The organism is Stenotrophomonas sp. FBCC-B152 (assembly GCF_059134105.1).
Genome location: NZ_CP101442.1, coordinates 2,369,281 through 2,389,277, shown reverse-complemented (window position 1 = coordinate 2,389,277; position 19,997 = coordinate 2,369,281). Strand labels below are relative to the sequence as shown.

Here is a 19,997-nt window from a genome sequence, read left to right as displayed (position 1 = left end):
ACCTCCGCATGAGCATTTCCGTTTCCCGTCGCAGGCTGCTGCTGGGCCTTGCTGCCGCTGGTGGGCTGGGCGCTTTGGGCGCCGGCGCGTACTACCTCAATCGCAGCTCGCTGGCCCGTTGGGCGGTGGATGGGCGCGAGTTGAACGGCGCCGCACAGGGCGGCAAGCCCAAGGTGGTGTTCGTGATCCTGGCCGATGGCATGGGCACCCTGAGCATGAACCAGCAAGGGCCAGACGGTCCGCCGCCGGCCGACCCGGCCGAACGCCAGATCTGGCATCCCTGGGACGGCGAAGTGGGCAAGGACAGCTTCCGGTCGGAAGGGTTGGATGTGGAGGGACCGTTGCTCGCGATGTTGAGCAGTGAATTGGAACCCTACCGCTCCCGCTCGCTGTACCTCCGGGGCGTTTCGCTGCCGAGCAATTACGAGGGGCACGGCGGCTGGAACAAATGCCTGCGCGACAGCCGCATGGAACATGCAAGCATCGACCTCATCATCGGGCAGCAGCTGCCGAACTACGCGGCGACGCAGAAGGCGGTGTTCTGTGGCCACATCAGTCATAACCCGGAATCCCGGGTTTCCTTCGCTGGCGCAGGCATGGTGCTGCGCGACATGGAGCGCAACCCGCACCGGTTGTTCGCGAGCCTGTTCCCGGATCAGACCGGCAGACGCCGCAGCGGCGGCAAGCACGTGTTCGATCCGGCGCTGGCCGATCTGCGCGAGCTGAAGGAAGGCATGTCGCCGCGCGAACGGCAGAAGCTGGAGTCGCATCTGGATGCCATCGAGCAGGTCCAGAACGACCTCGACAGCGGACCGGTGGAGCCTGTGCCGGGCTGCGATCCCACCCTGCCCGAGTACGAGGAGGGCTGGATGGACGACAACCGGCGCAGGACGGACATCCTGACCGCCACCTCCAGCGTACTGGCCACTGCCCTGGCCTGCGGCGCTACCCGGGTGGCCACCTTCCAGATTGGGGCAAGCTCGGAGAACAATGCCATCTACTTTGATCCGTACGGCGATGGCACGGGCCCGACCTTCACCGACAATGCGCATGATGCCGCCCACCAGCTTCGCGGCAGCGGTCCGGAGGAGAAACGCATCCTGTGGCAGCAGTCGCGGGTGTGGTACGTCAACCGGCTCAAGGCACTGCTGGATGATCTTGCCCGCCACCAGGATCCGGACGTGCCGGAGGATTCACTGCTGGACCACACCCTGGTGGTGGTGACCAGCGAGTTGGCCGACGGCAGGCCCGAGACCAGCATGGACATGCCGATGGTGATGATCGGCGGCACGAAATCGCACGGCCTGAACGTCGGCAGCAGCAACAACGGCCGCTTCAGTCATATCGGCGACCAGGGCGATCGCACCGACTACATCGGCAAGCATGTCAGCATCGAGCGGATCTGGACGACGGTGGCGAAATCGATGGGCGTCGATTCGGGTTACAGCCTCAACCCGGTCAGCGGCATTTTCAACGGAATTGGCTGACAGAGGTAACAGCGTGCGGTAGCGCTTGAATTCAACGGGGGTCGAATTCAACGATTGGGAACTCCGATGAAGGCCCGGATAGCGGTGGTGGCGCTGGCAATGGCGCTCGCGGTGGGGGGATGCGGCAAGGGCGACGACAGGTCCGCTCCGTTCGAGGCGGCCTGCGAGGATCCGCAATGGGTCGCCGAAGGCGGTTACAGCGTCGGCGACACGGTGCAGAACCTGGGCCAGCGCTACGAGTGCTATGGACACGCCGCGTGGTGCAACCAGTCGAACTACGAGCCGGACGGGCAGAACGCCTTCTGGGATAGCACCTGGAGGCATATGGGAGCCTGCATGGGCCCCGACCCCGATCCGCAGGGGAACCGCATTACCCTGGAGCTGCCGTCCGACATCGAATTCGGCAGCGGCGGGGCCACCGGCGAGATCACCGGCAAACTCCAGTGCGGCGAAGACGTCCACCCGATCAAGGGCAACTGGGGACAGACGGTTGTCGTCGAAGCGCTGAAGCAGTGCGACTACGTGCTGATTCTGGACAGCAACACGGTGGGCGCGCCGATGGACACGGGACGGGTGATCCGGGTGACCGAACCGGCCGGCCAGAACATCGTGTTCAAACCACGCTTCCGCCGGCTGCCCGATCCGGCCCGGCTGAAAGGCCTGCCCGGCATCAAGATCGAGCTGTTTGCCTCCGGCCTGGACCAGCCGCGGCAGATGGCGCTCAACGACGCGGGCACCGTGCTGTACGTGGGCAGCAGTTCCATTCCGCATTGGGCCGATGTGCCGGTGGGCGAGGGCAACACCGCCAACCGGCGCGCCGAGGCGCTGTACGCGTTGGAGTTGAACGCGCAGAAAACCGGCGTCGCGGCCACCTACGTCATCGCTACCGGATTGGAGGAGCCGCACGGAGTCGCTTATCGCAAGGGCGCGCTGTACTACGCGACCAGCGGCAGCCTGGGCCGCATCGACGATATCGACACCACGTACCGCAATGGCGTTCGCACCGGCACGGAAATCTGGAAATTCCCCGCCAACGACACCGCATTCCCGATGCCGAACGTGCCACCGTGGCGCTGGTACCACCAGAAACATCCGCTGCACTTCAACACGTTCGACCCCACCGATGAGCGCCTGTACACCGCGGTGGGCATACCCTGCAATGTGTGCGTGACCACCAAGGATCCACGCTACGGTACCGTGCTGCGGGTCGACCCCAGCACCGGCGCGTCGGAAATCATGGCGCGCGGCGTGCGCAACGCGGTGGGCCTGGATTGGCAGCCGGCCACCGGAACCGTGTGGTTTGGCGACAACAACCGCGACGGCTTCGACAACGCCGACGAACTGAACGTTTTCAACTCGTTCCGTGCCGCCAGGCACTACGGTTCGCCCTATGTGTTCGGCCGCGAGACCACCGGCATCACCGACTCGGAATGGGAGCGCCGCGAAGACCTGGACGGCCTGCGGATTCCGCACGGCGCCATCCTCAGCGACAGGGCCCCGTCGGAAATCAACCCGCGTAGCTACACCCCGCCTGCCTTTGACTTCGGCAGCAACTACGGGCCGCTGGGCATCCGCTTCTGGAAGGGTTACGCGCCGAAGCCGGGCAAGCAGTACATGCTGGCCGCCGTGCACAGCAAGGGCAGCGATGAACGCCCGGGCATGAACATCACGATGTTCACACTGGAAGGCGACACGGTCGAGTCGTCCATCCCCCTAGTGCAGGGCTGGCGCGGCACCGGCCCCACCACCCCCTCCGGCTGCATGCAGGAAAATGGCTGCGTCGGCAGCCCAGTCGAGTTCCTGTCGATGCCGGACGGCTCGCTGCTGGTGTCCGACGACGTCTCCGGTGTCATCTACCGCATCAGCTACTCCAAGGACGGCTTGCCGGACACGGCGTTGACGATGACGGCGCCGGCGCCACCCGCGCCGGAGCTGGCAGGCCAGCAGCTGGTGGGGTTCCTCACTGGCCCGGACGGGGAGCGCCGCTATTTCGGCCTGGCATGGCGCGAGAAGCTGACGCTGGAAGGCCTGCCCCATGGCGACTACAAGGTGGAATGGAAGCCGTTCGATGAATGGGTGCCGGAAACGCGTGAGATGCATGCCACGCTGAGCACGGACGCGAACGACGTTGAGATCGCCGCCACGTACATCGAGAGGCCCGATGTAAACGTGGAACTGACCCTGACGGCGCCCGCCAAGCCGGACGGTGCGCTGGCCGAAACCTGGCAGGTGATGCTGCGCAGGGGCGAGCAGGCTTGGGTCCCGGTGGACGTTCCCTGGGGCGGTGAGACCAAGGTGCCCCTGGAAGTGGGCGACTACACGGTGCATTACCCGTACACCGAGAAGGCGTACCCCGCGCCGATGCGCGAGCGCTTCCAGGTCGACTATGACAGTCCGCCCCTCGCCCGGACCGCGGCCTACACACCCGTGGAAGACCTGGGCAAGCAGGTACTGCTGGACGACCCCGATGGTTGCGTGGGCTGCCACTCGGCCAGCAGCTGGGACGATCCGGTCAAGGCGATGCGCTGGGTGGACAACGTCGAGGCGCTGAAGGAAAAGATCACCGGCGTGACCACCAACATGACCGCCAATGGCACCCATTGCGATGGAGTGTGCGCGTCCGAGGTGGGCGATTACCTGGTGGGCACGGTCTGGCGTGCGTACACCGAACCGGGTGCACAGGCCGGCCCACGCCAGCTGCGCATGCTGGCGCGGACCGAGTATGCGAACGCCGTGCATGACGTGCTGGAAGTCGAGGTGGACGCGCAGGACCTGCCCGAAAACAAGATCAATGGCGCGGACTTCATCTATCCCATCGAGGCCATCGCCGGTACGTTCACCGACGAGGATGTGCGCAAGTATTACGACGTCTCGTTGAAGGTGCACGATGCGATCGACGCCGCCGCGCTGGCCACCCGGTACGGCAGCACGGCGGACGATTTCGTTGCGAACCTGGGGCGCGCGCTGTTCCGGCGGCCGTTGTCGGCGACTGAAAAGACCCGGTATGCCGCCGTATATGCGCAACCGGAAGGCGGAGTGGGCGGGGTGGCCCTGGCGATGCTGGCCTCGCCCCATTTCCTGTACCGCTCGGAGCTGGGGGTGAAGGATGCCGAAGGCAACTTCTTCAACCTGACGCCCTACGAGCGTGCCACCGCGCTGTCGTTCACGCTGTTGGGTACCACGCCCGACGAAGCGCTGCTGGACAAAGCGGAAAACGGCGAACTGGCGACGGAGGCGCAGCTGCAGCAGGTGGTTGATGGCATGCTGCAGGACCCGCGCGCAGCCCAGCAGCTGACCCGGTTCGTTTCCTACTACGCCGGCCTGAGCCCCGGCATTCCGGTGTCACCGCGCCCGGGGTTGGCGGCTCCGATGGTGCAGGCCATGCGCGACGAATTCAGGCTGACCCTGGAAGAAAACTTCCGCGCGGGCTCCGGCACGGTGCGTGAAGCGTTCAATCCCGGCTACACGTTCCTCAATGCCGACCTGGCCAGTCACTATGAAATCGGTGGGGTCACCGGCAGCGAGCTGAAGAAGGTCACGCTCACGGCCGATCAGTCGCATTGGCGGGGCGGCATCCTCAACGCGGGCCTGTTCCCGGTCAAGTACGCCAACGACAATTCCACGTCGCTGGTCATGCGCGGCTTCACGATCCGGCAGAGTCTGTTCTGCCAGTCCTTCGCCTCCAATGCGCTGCGCCCGGAACCAGACCCGTACCCGGACCGGCCGATCGGCGAACGCGAGAAGTGGGATATCAACACAGGCCCCAAGGCATCCAACGGCACCTGCTGGACCTGCCACCAGTTCTTCAACGACACCGGCGCGTCCCTGGAGAATTTCGACCAGACCGCGACACTGCGCGAAACCGAGCTGGCCATCAACGAGGGTTACACCGACCAGCATGTGCCGATCGATGCGTCCGGGCCGTTCATCAACACCTCCGGAGGCAACTGGATCGACCACATCGACGATGTGCGCGGCATTGCCGAGCATGTTCCGGACAACAGGGAGGCGATGGCCTGCCTGGCCAGCGGCTTCTATCGCTACGCGATGGGCGCCCGACCGGACCGGACCAGCCTGGGCACCGTGTCCAAGGCACGCGACAAGCTGCTGGAGGACGGCGACATGCGCAAGCTGGCGTCGACCCTGCTGATGGCCGAAACGATGCGCCGTCGCGTGGACGCGGAGGAGGCAAGGAAAAAGGAGAAGTGAGCGTGAGGTCAGCAGCGGGCAACGCTGGCCTGAACGGGCGTTGCAGGGTGCGGTGGGGGGCTGCGTGCGATCTGCTAGATTCGGCGTCATCACCTCACCGGCACGAGTACACCGCCATGAACAAGCGTTTCCTTGCATGCATCGCACTGGCTGGCCTGGCCGCGGTTCCCGCCGCGCAGGCCGCCGGCAACATCGACTGCGAACTGCACTACAACCTGGCCGGATGGTCGGTGATCTACAAGACCGCGTCCGGCACGGGCACCATCACCTGCGACAACGGCGCCCGCATTCCGGTCAAGATCAGCGTCAAGGGCGGTGGCCTCACCGTCGGCAAGTCGACCATCACCGATGGCAAGGGCCGGTTCTCCGGCGCCTATTCGCTCAACGACCTGATCGGCTCGTACGCCGCGGTGGAAGCCCACGCGGGCGCGGACCGCTCCAGCAGTGCGCAGGTGGTGACCAAGGGCGATGTCTCGCTGGCGCTGGCCGGTACCGGCAAGGGCTGGGACCTGGGCGTAGCGGGCAGCCGCTTCACCATCGAGCGTCGTTAACAAAAAACCCGGTCATTGACCGGGTTTTTTGTTCAATCCATCAGCCGCCGCGCGGGCCGCCACCACGGTGGCCACCGCCGCCGGGACCGCGGTTGCCCCCCGGGCGTGCACCGCTGGGACGACCGCCCGGGCCACCCGGGCCACGGTTGCCGCCCGGACCGCCGGGACCGCGGTTGCCGCCGGGGCCACCCGGGCCGCGGTTGCCACCCGGGCCGCCGGGGCCGCGGTTACCCGCAGGACGGCCACCGGCCGGACGGCTGTTGCCGTACGGGCTGGCGCCGGGGTTTGCGTGATCGGACGGGAAGCTCGGGGCATTGCCCGGGTGACCGTACGGGTGGCGCTGTGCGCCCTGGCCGCCGCGGTTGCCCGCACCGGCGCCGGCGCCGGCCGGACGGCCCTGGCCGCCGTAGCCGCCACGGCTTTCACCGCGACCTTCGCCACCGAAACCGCCACGACCCTGCTCACCGTAGCCGCCGCGAGCCTGGCCGCCTGCGCCGCCCGGCCCCTTCGGCTTGCCGTACGGACGGCCCTGGCCACCGGCGCCTGCGCCGGCACCCGGGCCGCGCGCACCCGGACCACGGGCAGCGCCCGGACCGGCATTGCGGTGGTTGCTCGGGCCGGTGCTCACGCCATCGGGCACATACCAGCTGCGGAACGCGGCCGGGTTGCCTTCGGGAAGCGCACGGTTGCCCTTGTCGGGGCGCTGCTTGAACGGACGCTGCGACTGCTTGGCCGCCGCTTCACCGGTGACGGTCAGGCCACCCTTGAAGCCGCCGCCCTTGCCGCCGCGGCCACGGCCGCGCTCTTCGCGCACGTTGTCGAAACGGCGCAGTTCGCGGCCTTCATCGGCCTGGTTGTGGCCGTTGACGTAGGCGTTGCCGCGGCCACCTTCGCGCGACACGCGCACGGTGGTCTTGGCGGCGCGGCGCTGGCCGATCACCGGCTGCAGGGTCAGCGCCGACGGGGCGCCTTCTTCCAGCTTCAGTTCGGCGCGCAGCGCTTCAACCTGCTTGGCCGGCAGTTCCACCGACTGGCCACGCAGCAGTTCGCGCGGCAGCGAGACCTTGCCGTAGCGGGTGCGCTTGAGGCGGCTGACCTGGCAGCCCTGCGATTCCCACAGGCGGCGCACTTCGCGGTTGCGGCCTTCCTTGACGACCACGCGGAACCAGTCGTGCGAATCGGTGCCGCCGATGCGTTCGATCTCGTCGAACTTGGCCGGGCCGTCTTCCAGCGCCACGCCACGGGAGAGGCGGTCGACGATGCTGTCGGGCACCTTCTCTTCGCCTTCCGGGGCACGCACGCGCACGACGTATTCGCGCTCGACCTCGTAGGAGGGGTGCATCATCGCGTTGGCCAGCTCACCATCGGTGGTGGCCAGCAGCAGGCCGGTGGTGTTGATGTCCAGGCGGCCGATGGCGATCCAGCGCGCGCCCTTCAGGGCCGGCAGCGCTTCGAACACCGTCGGGCGGCCTTCGGGATCTTCGCGGGTGGTCACTTCGCCTTCGGGCTTGTTGTAGGCCAGCACGCGCGAGGTTTCGGTCAGCGCGGTGGCAACAAAGCCACGGCCGTCCAGTTCAACCTTGTCGCCGCTCTTGATCGACTGACCGGTCTGGGCGACTTCGCCATTGACCTTGACCAGGCCATCGGCGATGCGCTGTTCCAGCGCGCGGCGCGAGCCGAGGCCGGCCTGGGCCAGCACCTTGTGCAGGCGCTCTTCGAGCTTGGGCTGTTCGGTTTCGTTTTCGCGCTTGAGCGAAAGCTTGTTCAACGACAGCTTGCGGGGGGTGTCACTCATTTACTTGGCTCCGGCCGGCGACGGTTTCGTCGGCCTCTGGTTCGGGATCGGCTTCGTCAACAGCCACGGTCGTCTTCGCGACGGCGTTGTTTTCGGTTTCGTTCTGGTGCGCCGCGCGGGTTCCCGGCACGGTATCGGGGTCGCCATCGCTGGCGGTCGTATCCGCGTCGTCGTCGGGGAGCGACAACGGCGCATGGGATGGGGTATCGCTATTGTCCGACTCGGCGTCCTGTTCCGCCAGTCGCGCGGCCATCAGGGCGGCGCGGGCGGCGGAACGGGCGGTGGCCGGATCGGACTCCGGGATGGTTTCCGGTTCCGGTTCGGTGCCCTGATCGTTCAGCCAGGCAGGGCCTGGCTCTACGTCGTTGGCATCACCCGGGGGCGTTGCGTCCGGGCCCGCCACGCCTGCGGCGATCCGGCCGGCCAGCTGGCCGTCGTTGTCCAGCGGCAGCTGCGGCTCCAGCTCGCCCAGGTCGCGCAGCTCGGACAGCGGCGGCAGTTCGTCCAGGCGCTTCAGGCCGAAATAGTCCAGGAAGCCCTTGGTGGTACCAAACAGCGCCGGCTTGCCGGGCACGTCGCGGTGGCCGATCACGCGGATCCATTCGCGTTCTTCCAGCGCCTGGATGATGTTGCTGCTGACCGCCACGCCACGGACCTGTTCGATCTCGCCGCGGGTGATCGGCTGGCGGTAGGCAATCAGCGCCAACGTTTCCAGGGTGGCACGGGTGTAGCGGGTCTTGCGTTCGGTCCACAGCCGGGTGATGAAGCCGTGCACTTCGTTGGTGACCTGGAAGCGGAAGCCGGAGGCGACCTCGACCAGCTCCACGCCGCGGTCGGCGCAGCCTTCGCGCAGCAGTTCCAGCGCGCGTTCGATGCTGCCCGGCGGGGCCGGTTCCTCTTCCGGGAACAGGCCCTGCAGCTGGGCCAGGGTCAGCGGCTGGCTGGAGGCCAGCAGCGCGCCTTCGACAATACGGTTGATCAGCGGTTGATCCATGCGTGGGTCGGGTGCTCAGTCGGATTCGTTGGCGGCGTCGTTGTCGTCGAACTCGCTGTTGAACTGCAGCGGTTCGTTGGTGTTGCCGGCGGCCAGGGACTTGACGTAGATCGGCGCCAGCGGAGCTTCCTGGACGATGTCCAGCAGCTGTTCCTTGGCCAGTTCGAGCAGGGCCAGGAAGGTAACCAGCACCCCCAGCTTGCCTTCTTCGGCGGTGAACAGCGTTTCAAACCGGTAGAACCTGCCGTCTTCCAGGCGGCCCAGCACATCGCCCATGCGCTGGCGGACACTCAGGGCCTCGCGCTTGATCGCGTGGCCGGTGAACAGCTCGGCGCGCTTGAGCACGTCGTGCAGCGCCATCAGCATTTCCTTCAGGTCCACCGGCGGCGGCAGCTTGATCGCCGCGCGGTCGGGCACGAAGGCATGGGCCAGGCTGGTATCGCGGTCCTGGCGGGGCAGGGCGTCGATGTCTTCGGCAGCCTGCTTGAAACGTTCGTATTCCTGCAGCCGGCGCACCAGCTCCGCACGCGGGTCGGCTTCCTCGCCTTCCACGCTGGGCGGCCGCGGCAGCAGCATCCGCGACTTCACTTCGGCGAGGATCGCCGCCATCACCAGGTATTCGGCCGCCAGTTCGAAGCGCAGCTCCTGCATGACGTTGATGTATTCGACGTACTGGCGGGTGATCTCGGCTACCGGGATATCCAGGATATCCAGGTTCTGCCGGCGGATCAGGTACAGCAGCAGGTCCAACGGACCTTCGAAGGCATCCAGGATGACTTCCAGCGCATCCGGCGGGATGTACAGGTCCTGCGGAATCTGCAGGACCGGTTGCCCATGCACCACGGCCAGCGGCATTTCCTGCTGCTGAGGGGCGGTCGGCCGGATTTGCGGGTTCGCGTCGAGCGCGAGTTCAGAGGTCATCAAGATTGACGTCGGTATTGCAACGGACCAGTTTGCTGCGCCTGGCCCGCAACCGGAACACCCGGGCGGCAGGATCGCTAGCCATGACATTTCAAACAGCAGCAGGACGCGCTGCTCAAATGCAGCGACAGAACTACGGGAGGTCGTCTACGTGTGCTGGTGTGGGGCAGTGGGGCCCTGTAGCCACAGGGTTGCTGCGTCCAGCCACGTGCAATGTGGTCAAGAGTACGGCTTCACAACGGCAGTGTCCAGCGAGGCGGGCTAGAATCGCGGCGTTTGTTTAGCTGAACCCCAGGAGTTGCCCGTGTGGTATGTGATTGAAGGCTATGACGGCACCGATGTGCTGGCCGCCCGCCTGTCGGCCCGGCCGGCCCATCTGGCCCGGCTGCAGGCCCTGTGCGACGAAGGGCGTCTGCTGCTGGCCGGCCCGTGCCCGGCCATCGACAGTGAAGACCCGGGCCCGGCCGGCTTCAGCGGCAGCGTGGTGATTGCCGCGTTTGATTCGCTCACCGATGCCCAGGACTGGGCGGCGGCCGACCCTTATGTGGAGGCCGGTGTGTATGTGCGCACCGAAGTCCGCCCGTTCCGCAAGGTGCTGCCATGAGCCGGGTCGAGCAGATCCGGGCCGCCCTGCAGGCGGCCTTCGAGCCGGAACTGCTGGAGGTGGAGGACGACAGCCACCGCCACGCCGGCCATGAGGGCGCGCGCGATGGGCGCGGGCACTTCAACGTTCACGTGGTCAGCGCCGCCTTCGAAGGCAAGCTGCCACTTGCGCGCCATCGCGCGGTCTACAACGCCTTGGGCACCCTGATGGAGACCGATATCCACGCGTTGTCCATCCGTGCCGAAGCGCCGTCAAAAAAGGGCTGAAACCCTTGTCCCGCCTTGTCCCGGCGAGTCCCGGGACGACCTTTCCAGGACATCCCGAGGTTACCGCCGTGCGACATTTGCCTAACGTAGTGTTTACATCTGGGTTTGAAAACGCTTACATTCCGCGCCAAGCCCAGATCTCTAAGCCGTGGAGGGCGGCGAGGTGAACAAGGCAGCTATCACTATCAAAGATGTAGCCCGCGAAGCCCGCGTCTCTGTGGCGACGGTATCGCGTGCGCTCAATGGCCATGAAAACGTCGCCGAACCGGTGCGCAAGCTGGTGCTGGAGGTGGCGGCGCGCCTGCGCTACACCCCGCACGCGGCGGCCCGCAGCCTGAGCAGCCGGCGCACCAACACCATCGGTGTGGTGCTGCCCGACCTGTATGGCGAATTCTTCTCCGAGCTGATGCGCGGCATCGACGGGGTGGCGCGTGCGCGCCGCCAGCACCTGCTGGTGTCCAGCTACCACGGCGACCAGGAGCAGCAGGGCGCGGCCCTGCGCGCCATGCGCGGCCGGGTAGACGGGCTGCTGGTGCTGTCCCCGTATGCGGAAAGTCCGGGCTTCCTGACCGACAACCTGCCGCAGGCGCTGCCCACGGTGCTGATCAACACCTACCTGCCCGAGCAGGATCATCCGGTGCTGAGCATCGATGACCATGCCGGTGCAATGGCGATGACCGCGCACCTGCTGGAAGCCGGCCACCGCCGCATCGCCTTCATCGGCGGCCCCGAACTGAATTTCGATGCGCGCGAACGCCTGCGGGGCTTCCGCGATGCGCTGGCGGCGTTCGGCAGTGCGGCCGAGGGCATCGAGCTGCCCGGCGACTTCGATGAAGCCTCCGGCCACCGCGCCGGGCAGGAGCTGCTGGCCGCCGGTGCATTGCCCGATGCGGTGTTCGCGGCCAACGACATGATGGCGCTCGGTTGCCTGTATGCCTTCGCGCAGGCCGGCGTGCGCGTGCCTGCCGATGTGGCGTTGGCAGGCTTCGATGACATTCCGCTGGCGCGTTTCGTTCACCCTTCGTTGACAACGATGCAGGTGAGTATCGCCGAGCTTGGCGATAAGGCGGCGACGCGTCTGTTGCAGTTGATGGATGGCAACAACACGGAAACGGCCGGTGACAAGCAGACACTTGTACCGACCTTGATCGTGCGTGATTCAAGCAGGAACGGTTCCACGTCGTAGGTCACGACCGTTGGTCGTGGCGCAATCCAAAAAAAAAGACAGGCGGCCGCAATGACGGCTTCCACCACCCGGAGATTTACATGACGTATTCCAATCACCGCACCCGCATGCCGGCCCGCCGCCTGCTGTCGAGCGCACTGGTCAGCTGCCTGTTGCTGGGCGCCGCACCTTCCCTGATGGCCCAGTCGGCCACCTCTTCGCTGCGTGGCCAGGTCGCCCAGGCGGAAGCCGGCACCGAAGTCACCGCGACCAACGTGGCCAGCGGCAGCGTCCGGCGCGCCAGCACCCGCGCCGATGGCAGCTACTCGCTGATGGGCCTGGACCCGGGCACCTATGACGTGGTGGCCAACGGCCAGACCCAGAAGGTGACGGTGACCGTGGCCTCGACCGCGACGCTGAACTTCAGCGGCGCCCCGGCCAACGGCAGCACCGCCAACGCCACCAACCTCGACACCGTGAACGTGGTCGCGCCGACCCTGCTGCAGGAAGTGCGCACCTCCGAAGTGGGCAAGACGGTGAGCCTGCAGCAGATCCAGACCACCCCGCAGGTGTCGCGCAACTTCCTGGAATTCGCCGACGCGGTGCCGGGCATGATCTTCACCCGTGATGCGAAGGGCAACACCTCGCTGCGCGGCGGTGCCACCAATGCCGACGGCACCAACGTCTACATCGACGGCGTGGGCCAGAAGAGCTACGTCAAGGGCGGCGGCGTGGCCGGCCAGTCCGGCAGCGCCGGCAACCCGTTCCCGCAGCTGGCCATTGGCGAATACAAGGTCATCAGCGGCAACTACAAGGCCGAATACGGCCAGGTTTCCAGCGCTGCGGTGACCGCCGCGACCAAGTCCGGCACCAACGAATTCAAGGGTGAGGCGTTCTACCGCTACACCGACGAAGACATGCGCGCGATGACCCCGGCCGAGCGCCAGGAAGGCAAGTCGAAGGAAGTCTCGGCCGAGAAGGAATACGGCTTCGCCCTGGGCGGCCCGATCGTGCAGGACAAGGCACACTTCTTCGTGACCTACGAAGCCAAGCGCTTCGACCTGCCGGTGACCATCGCCCCGGAAGGCTCGGTCACCAACCGTGTCGGCCTGCTGCCGGCCGATGCCGCCGCCCAGCTCGGCCCGGCCAGCCAGCCGTTCCAGCAGGACCTGATCTTCGCCAAGATCGACGTGGAGCCGACCGACAACGATCGCATCGAGCTGACCTTCCAGGACCGCGACGAGACCCAGCAGCAGTTCAGTGGGCAGACCGCGCCGTCGCACGGCAAGGAAACCGAGAACACCGACCGTCGTTACGCGCTGCGCTGGAACCACAGCGGTGAGCGCTACTACAACGAGCTGATGCTCACCCACGAAGATTCGTTCAACAACCCGGTGCCGCTGACCATCGCCAACGGCTACGTGTACACCGCACCGGATGGCACCGACGACCGCACCCTGGTGCAGATCGGCGGCGCTTCGGCGCTGGATTCGCAGGTGAAGGGCCAGAAGGGCTGGTCGATCGAAGACAACCTGACCCTGGACGGCATCGAATGGGCTGGCGACCACACCATCAAGATGGGCGCCAAGTACAAGGAAATCGACCTGTACGCGTCCGACGCGCAGGAGATCAACCCGCAGTTCACCTACACCCTGGGCGATCCGGACTTCCCGTCCGACATCCCGTACAAGGCGCAGTTCGTCAAGCCGGTGACCGGCGTTTCGGGCGTGACCGGTGAAGTGCGCTCGAAGGTCAAGCAGATCGGCCTGTTCATCCAGGACGACTGGCAGGTCAACGACCACCTGCAGCTGAACCTCGGCCTGCGTTGGGATTACGAAAAGAACCCGACCTACCTGGACTTCGTGACCCCGCCGGAAGTGGTGGCGGCCCTCAACAGCCAGGATCCGCGTGCGGCCGCAGGCCAGACCTACGCGCAGTCGATGGCGCTGGGCGGGCTGAACATCAACGATTACATCAGCAACGGCCACAACCGCAAGGCATTCAAGAATGCCTGGCAGCCGCGCCTGGGCTTCTCGTACGACATCAACGCCGACGAGCAGCACGTGATCCACGGTGGTGCCGGCCGTTCCTACGACCGCGACCTGTTCGACTACCTGCAGCTGGAAACCACCAAGCTGGCCCTGCCGCAGCCGACCATCTACTTCCGCAACCCGGCCACCGGCGCCTGCCTCAATGGCCAGGCCGCCTGCTACGACTGGGATCCGAACCTGCTCAACGGCATCCAGAACCTGCAGGCCCTGGTGGGTTCCACCAGCAATGCCGGGCTGGAAGTGGACATGCTCAACAATAACCTGAAGGCGCCGTACGCCGACCAGTTCAGCCTGGGCATGTCCAACCAGGTCGGCGACTGGCTGACCGACGCCACCATCGCCCGCACGCTGACCTATGACGGCTTCGCCTTCACCCTGGGCAACCGTTACCCGACCGGCGAGTTCTTCGATGACCCGCGCCTGTGCGGTGGCACCTCGCCGGGCCTGAGCCAGGCGTGGAGCTGCAACATCCCGGGCTTCGGCAGCCTGATCATCGGCCAGCAGGGCATCAAGACCCGTGCCACGCAGGTACTGCTGTCGGCGCAAAAGCCGTTCACCAAGGAAAGCGGCTGGGGCACCTCCATCGCCTACACCTGGACCACGGCACGCCACAACCGCGACATCAACGAGCATTACGCCTTCGACCGCGGCCTGATCGAGGATTACCCGACCATCCGTTCCAACGGTGCACCGCGTCACCGCATCGTGCTGACCGGTTCGTACGCGGGCTTCTGGGACATCACCTTCGGTGGCAAGATCACCCTGGCGACCCCGACCGCCGTGAACGACTGGTACCCGGTCACGCAGTCCACCGGCTTCGACCTGCCGACCCCGGGCGCAGCCGTGCCGGATGGCAACGGTCGCTTCCTGCTCGGTGGCAAGATCTGGGGCTACCGTTCGGTCGACCTGCAGGCCACGAAGACGTTCAAGATGCCGGGCGAAACCGAGCTGTACGCCCGTATCGACATCATCAACGTGTTCAACTTCGACAACTTCTCCAACTACAACTACACCAAGTCCAACGGCAAGCTGCTGGCCAGCTACAACGAGACCGGCGACATCGTCGGTACGCCGCGCCAGGTGAAGGCAGAAGTGGGCTTCCGCTTCTGATGTAACAACGACCGGTCCCCCGGTCCGCGTAGTGACACGCCATGCGTGTCAACGTGGACCGGGGAGAACCGGTTTTTAATGAACCCAAGCTGTAAACGATTTCACTCCAAGGCCCGCTATGCTGGCCTGAAATTTGAAGGTTCCGGAGGGTTGGCACGATGAAGGTACCCCGCGTATTGGCACTGGCAGTACTGGCGGCAGCCGTGGTCGGCTGCAAGCCGCAGGCGCAGGACACGCCGGCCAAACCCAAGCCGCCGGTCATCCTCGTAGAGGCCGACGTTCCCCCGCGCCCGATGAAACCCGAACTTCCCCCGCTGTTCGACGATATCGAACGCCGCACGTTCCAGTTCTTCTGGGACACCACCAATGAAATCAACGGGCTCAGCCCGGACCGGTATCCGTCGCGCCCGTTCGCCAGCATCGCCTCGGTGGGCTACGCGCTGACCGCGTACCCGATCGGCGTGGAGAACGGCTGGGTCAGCCGTACCCAGGCCGTGGACCGCACGCTGACCACCCTGAAGTTCTTCCGCGACATGCCGATGGGCCCGCAGCGCACCGGCAAGGGCGGTTACAAGGGCTTCTACTACCATTTCCTGGACATGCAGCAGGGCCACCGCTATGACAGCTGGGTGGAACTGTCGAGCGTGGACACCGCACTGCTGATGATGGGCGTGCTGTTCGCCCAGTCCTATTACACCGGCGATGATTCGCGCGAGAAAGAAATCCGCGCCATTGCCGATACGCTGTACAAGCGCGTGGATTGGCCGTGGCTGCAGCAACGCGCCCCGCTGATCTCGATGGGCTGGTTCCCCGAGAGTGGCTTCATCGACCACGACTGGATGGGCTACAACGAAGCGATGATGGTCTACATCCTCGCGCTCGGTTCGCCCACCCACCCGGTGAGCCCGGATGCGTGGACCGTGTGGACGCGTACCTACGACAACGACTGGGGCGTGTTCCAGGGCCAGGAATACCTGTCCTTCGGCCCGCTGTTCGGCCACCAGTACACCCATGTCTGGATCGACTTCCGCGACATCCAGGACGCGTACATGCGCGAACGCGGCAGCACCTACTTCCTCAACAGCCGCTCGGCCGCGCTGGCCCAGCGCGAATACGCCATCGCCAACCCGGCGCAGTGGAAGGAGTACGGTGAAAACGTGTGGGGTTTGACCGCCAGCGATGGCCCGCAGAACACCACGCAGGAATTCCGTGGCGAGCAGCGCCAGTTCCGCCACTACTCGTCGCGCGGCGCCGGCCTGCGCGAGAACTTCGACGACGGCACCATCGCCCCGACCGCGGCGATCGCCTCGGTGGTGTTTGCCCCCGAAGAAGTGATCCCGGCCACGCTGGAAATGCACAAGCGCTACGGCGATTACCTGTATTCCAGCTACGGCTTCCTGGATTCGTTCAACCCCAGCTTCAACTTCGACATCCCGCTCAAGACCGGGCGCATCGTGCCCGACCGTGGCTGGGTGGCCAGCGATTACATCGGCATCGACCAGGGCCCGATCCTGACCATGATCGCCAACTACCGCAACGATTTCGTGTGGGACACGATGAAGAACAACCCGCACATCCGTCGCGGCCTGGAGCGCGCCGGTTTCACCGGCGGCTGGCTCACCCCGGAAGGCGAAGACCAGCCGATGGAGCTGGAGAAGGATGAAAAAGCGGCCTCGGCCCGCTCGATGGGCATCGCCGAATCCCGCGCGGCCGCCGCGCAGGAACAGAAGAACAATTCCAATTCGAACCGCAACCAGCCCCAGGGGAAGTAAGCAGTGCCATTGTCGTCGCGCCCCAAGCTGTGGGTGAGTGTTCTGCTGCTGGTTGCCGGCAGCCTGTTGTTGAGTGGCTGCCGGAAGGAACCGGAAGGGGTGACCGTGCGTTTCTGGGCCATGGGCCGCGAAGCGGAAGTGGTCAGCGAACTGATCCGCGAATTCGAAGCCGACAATCCCGGCATCCACGTCGATGTGCAGAACATCCCGTGGACGGCCGCGCATGAAAAGCTGCTCACCGCGTTCGCCGCCGATGGGCTGCCGGACGTGTGCCAGCTGGGCAACACCTGGATTCCCGAGTTCGCCGAACTCAACACGCTGACCCCGCTGGCGCCGTTCGTGGCCCAGTCCAAGGTGGTGGACCCGGCCGACTACTTCCAGGGCATCTGGGATACCAACGTCATCAACGGCGAGCTGGTCGGGGTGCCGTGGTACGTCGATACGCGCCTGCTGTATTACCGCAAGGACCTGCTGGCCAAGGCCGGCTTCGACCACCCGCCGCGCACCTGGGACGAGTGGAACACCATGATGGCGGCGATCAAGAAGATGCAGGGCCCGGACCGCTACGCGGTGCTGATGCCGATCAACGAATTCGAGCAGCAGCTGTCCTTCGCCCTGCAGCAGCCTGATCCGCTGCTGCGTGACCACGATACCCGTGGCAACTTCCGCAGCCCCGGCTTCCGCCGCACGCTGGCGTTCTACGAAAACATGTTCGCCCAGGGCTGGGCCCCGCGCATGTCCGAAACCCAGATTTCCAACGTGTGGGACGAGTTCTTCAAGGGTTTCAACGTGTTCTACCTGTCCGGCCCGTGGAACATCCGCGAGTTCAAGAAGCTGCAGCCCAAGGAACTGGAAGGCAAGTGGGGTACCGCCGCACTGCCGGGCCCGGATGGCCCCGGCGCCGGCATCGCCGGCGGCACCAGCCTGGTGATCTTCCGCGGTTCACAGCAGAAGGAAGCGTCGTGGAAGCTGATCGAGTTCCTGTCGCGCCCGGACATCCAGCAGCGCTTCCATTCCATCATCGGTGACCTGCCGCCGCGGCGCAGCACCTGGGAACACCCGTCGCTGGCCAACGACCCGCTGGCGCAACCGTTCCGCGACCAGCTCGAGCGCGTGCGGCCGACCCCGAAGGTGCTGGAGTGGGAACGAATCGTGCAGGAAATGCGCATCGTCACCGAACAGGTGGTGCGCGGTGGGCTGGACCAGGATGTAGCCGTGAATCGACTGGATGACCGCGTGGACAAGGTACTGGCCAAGCGCCGCTGGATGCATGAGCAGCGCACGCAGACCGAAGAAGGCGCCGCGCCGGAGGTGCTGCCATGAAGCAGCGTTCGCTTGCCGGCTGGATCTTCGCCGGCCCCTCGCTGCTGGTGATCGGCGTGTTCTTCGGCCTGCCGGTGTTCTCGGCGCTGGCGCTGAGCATCACCGACTTCGACCTCTACGCGCTGGCCGATGGCGGCAACCTGCGCTTCGTGGGCCTGGGCAACTACATCGACCTGCTGCAGACCCCGATGTTCTGGAAGTCGCTGTGGAACACCACGTATTTCGTGGTGGTCGGCGTGCCGATGTCCATTGGCGTCTCGCTGGGCGCGGCCATGCTGCTCAACGCCCCGGCCGCACGCTTCAAGGCGCTGTTCCGCACCGCGCTGTTCGCCCCGGTGGTAACCACGCTGGTGGCGGTGGCGGTGATCTGGCGCTACCTGTTCCATACCAGCTACGGCCTGGTGAACTACGGGCTGGGGCACCTGGGGATCAGCCCGATCGACTGGCTGGGCGACCCGAACTGGGCCATGCCCACCATCATGCTGTTCGCGGTGTGGAAGAACTTCGGCTACAACATGGTGATCTTCCTGGCCGGCCTGCAGGCGATCCCGCATGACCTGTACGAGGCCGCGCGCATCGATGGCGCCTCGCGCTGGAAGCAGTTCCTGCACATCACCCTGCCGATGCTCGGCCCGGTGCTGCTGGTGGTGGGCGTGATCACCGTGTCCGGCTACTTCCAGCTGTTCGCCGAACCCTACGTGATGACCCGCGGCGACCCCCTGCAGAGCACCGTGAGCGTGCTGTATTTCATGTTCGAGGAAGGCTTCAAGTGGTGGAACCTGGGCCGCGCGTCGGCCGTGGCGTTCCTGCTGTTCCTGATCATCCTGGCGGTAACCAGCCTGATGCTGCGTTTCGGCCGCAAGAGGCAGTTGGTATGAGTCGTGAGATTGGCCAGTCGCGCTGGCATGCGTGGTGGGTGAATGGCGGGTTGCTGGTGCTCGCCGCGGTCAGCTTGGCGCCGCTGCTGTGGATGCTATCGGTGTCGTTCATGCCGACCGGCGAAGCGGCGCATTTCCCGCCACCGCTGCTGCCTTCGTCGGTGACCACCAACAACTACCACGAGCTGTTCGCCCGTACCGGAATGGCCAACAACTTCGTCAACAGCCTGTTCGTCTCGCTGGCGATCACGCTGGGTTCGCTGCTGCTCAACACCATGGCTGGCTATGCGTTCGCCAAGCTGCGCTTCGTCGGCCGCGAGCGGATCTTCCAGGTGCTGCTGGCCGCGCTGGTGATCCCGGCGCAGGTGGCCATGCTGCCGCTGTTCCTGCTGATGAAGCAGCTGGGCCTGGTCAACAGCTTCGGCGGGGTGATCGTGCCGGCGCTGGCCAGCGTGTTCGGCATCTTCCTGGTGCGCCAGTACGCGCGTTCGATTCCCGATGAACTGCTGGAAGCGGCCCGCATCGACGGGGCAGGGGAGCTGCGCATCTTCTTCCAGATCGTGCTGCCGATGCTCAAGCCGGTGCTGGTGACCCTGTCGATCTTCACCTTCATGGGTGCCTGGAACGATTTCATGTGGCCGCTGATCGTGTTGACCGACCAGGAGCACTACACTTTGCCGGTTGCCCTGGCCACGTTGTCGCGCGAACACATCATGGACGTTGAAATGATGATGGCCGGCGCGGTGGTCACGGTGGTTCCGGTGCTGGCACTGTTCCTGGTGCTGCAGCGCTATTACATCCAAGGTCTGCTGCTGGGGAGTGTTAAAGGGTGAAGCGTGCCGTCGTCGCGGGGGTTCTGGTTCTGGGTCTG

General features: G+C 65.7%; 14 protein-coding genes. 11 read left to right on the top strand and 3 right to left on the bottom strand.

Translation table 11 applies throughout. The annotated features are described in order from the left end of the window. Positions 1–8: 8 nt before the first annotated feature. The 3 genes from NMB40_RS11110 to NMB40_RS11100 all read left to right on the top strand — a co-directional run bounded on the left by NMB40_RS11110 (position 9) and on the right by NMB40_RS11100 (position 6,247). Positions 9–1,487, top strand: a complete 1,479-nt coding sequence (locus NMB40_RS11110) for a DUF1552 domain-containing protein (protein WP_494358420.1) — start codon at positions 9–11, stop codon at positions 1,485–1,487. A 66-nt stretch (positions 1,488–1,553) separates the two neighbouring features. Further along, positions 1,554–5,696 (top strand): DUF1592 domain-containing protein, encoded by a 4,143-nt coding sequence (locus tag NMB40_RS11105; protein WP_494358419.1) that lies wholly within the window; start codon positions 1,554–1,556, stop codon positions 5,694–5,696. A 116-nt stretch (positions 5,697–5,812) separates the two neighbouring features. Continuing rightward, positions 5,813–6,247, top strand: coding sequence for a hypothetical protein (locus tag NMB40_RS11100; RefSeq protein ID WP_494358418.1), 435 nt, complete (start codon positions 5,813–5,815; stop codon positions 6,245–6,247). Between the two features lie 40 nt (positions 6,248–6,287). On the opposite strand, the gene NMB40_RS11095 is transcribed toward NMB40_RS11100, so the two are convergent. From NMB40_RS11095 to NMB40_RS11085, 3 genes are read right to left on the bottom strand one after another with little or no spacing between them, the layout of a single operon-like run. Continuing rightward, positions 6,288–8,042 (bottom strand): pseudouridine synthase, encoded by a 1,755-nt coding sequence (locus NMB40_RS11095; protein WP_494358417.1) that lies wholly within the window; start codon positions 8,040–8,042, stop codon positions 6,288–6,290. Next, the gene (scpB, locus tag NMB40_RS11090) at positions 8,035–9,036 is read right to left on the bottom strand and encodes an SMC-Scp complex subunit ScpB (RefSeq protein ID WP_494358416.1); all 1,002 of its coding nucleotides are present in this window, start codon (positions 9,034–9,036) and stop codon (positions 8,035–8,037) included. Before scpB ends, NMB40_RS11095 begins: the two co-directional genes overlap by 8 nt. A gap of 15 nt (positions 9,037–9,051) precedes the next feature. Beyond that, positions 9,052–9,957, bottom strand: coding sequence for a segregation and condensation protein A (locus tag NMB40_RS11085; protein ID WP_282246092.1), 906 nt, complete (start codon positions 9,955–9,957; stop codon positions 9,052–9,054). Between the two features lie 304 nt (positions 9,958–10,261). Here NMB40_RS11085 and NMB40_RS11080 point away from each other — a divergent pair, with 304 nt between their 5' ends. The 8 genes from NMB40_RS11080 (at position 10,262) to NMB40_RS11045 (ending at position 19,959) form a co-directional block, all read left to right on the top strand. Continuing rightward, positions 10,262–10,561 carry a YciI family protein gene (locus tag NMB40_RS11080; RefSeq protein ID WP_282246094.1) on the top strand — a complete coding sequence of 100 codons (300 nt, stop codon included), beginning with the start codon at positions 10,262–10,264 and terminating at the stop codon, positions 10,559–10,561. Further along, entirely contained in the window at positions 10,558–10,827 is a 270-nt protein-coding gene (locus NMB40_RS11075) for a BolA family protein (RefSeq protein ID WP_448143094.1), read from the top strand. The genes NMB40_RS11080 and NMB40_RS11075 overlap by 4 nt, the downstream gene beginning before the upstream one ends. A gap of 148 nt (positions 10,828–10,975) precedes the next feature. Continuing rightward, positions 10,976–12,013, top strand: a complete 1,038-nt coding sequence (locus NMB40_RS11070) for a LacI family DNA-binding transcriptional regulator (RefSeq protein WP_494358415.1) — start codon at positions 10,976–10,978, stop codon at positions 12,011–12,013. Positions 12,014–12,093: 80 nt separating this feature from the next. Next, positions 12,094–15,153: a TonB-dependent receptor gene (locus tag NMB40_RS11065; protein WP_494358414.1), complete on the top strand. Its 3,060-nt coding sequence runs from the start codon at positions 12,094–12,096 to the stop codon at positions 15,151–15,153. Positions 15,154–15,311: 158 nt separating this feature from the next. Further along, on the top strand, positions 15,312–16,925 hold the full coding sequence (locus tag NMB40_RS11060; RefSeq protein ID WP_448143092.1) for a glucoamylase family protein: 1,614 nt from the start codon (positions 15,312–15,314) through the stop codon (positions 16,923–16,925). 9 nt (positions 16,926–16,934) lie between these two features. Further along, positions 16,935–18,248: a sugar ABC transporter substrate-binding protein gene (locus NMB40_RS11055; RefSeq protein ID WP_494358413.1), complete on the top strand. Its 1,314-nt coding sequence runs from the start codon at positions 16,935–16,937 to the stop codon at positions 18,246–18,248. Further along, the gene (locus NMB40_RS11050) at positions 18,245–19,126 is read left to right on the top strand and encodes a carbohydrate ABC transporter permease (RefSeq protein WP_068853081.1); all 882 of its coding nucleotides are present in this window, start codon (positions 18,245–18,247) and stop codon (positions 19,124–19,126) included. Before NMB40_RS11055 ends, NMB40_RS11050 begins: the two co-directional genes overlap by 4 nt. After that, entirely contained in the window at positions 19,123–19,959 is an 837-nt protein-coding gene (locus NMB40_RS11045; protein ID WP_068853078.1) for a carbohydrate ABC transporter permease, read from the top strand. The genes NMB40_RS11050 and NMB40_RS11045 overlap by 4 nt, the downstream gene beginning before the upstream one ends. The last annotated feature ends 38 nt before the right edge of the window (positions 19,960–19,997 follow it).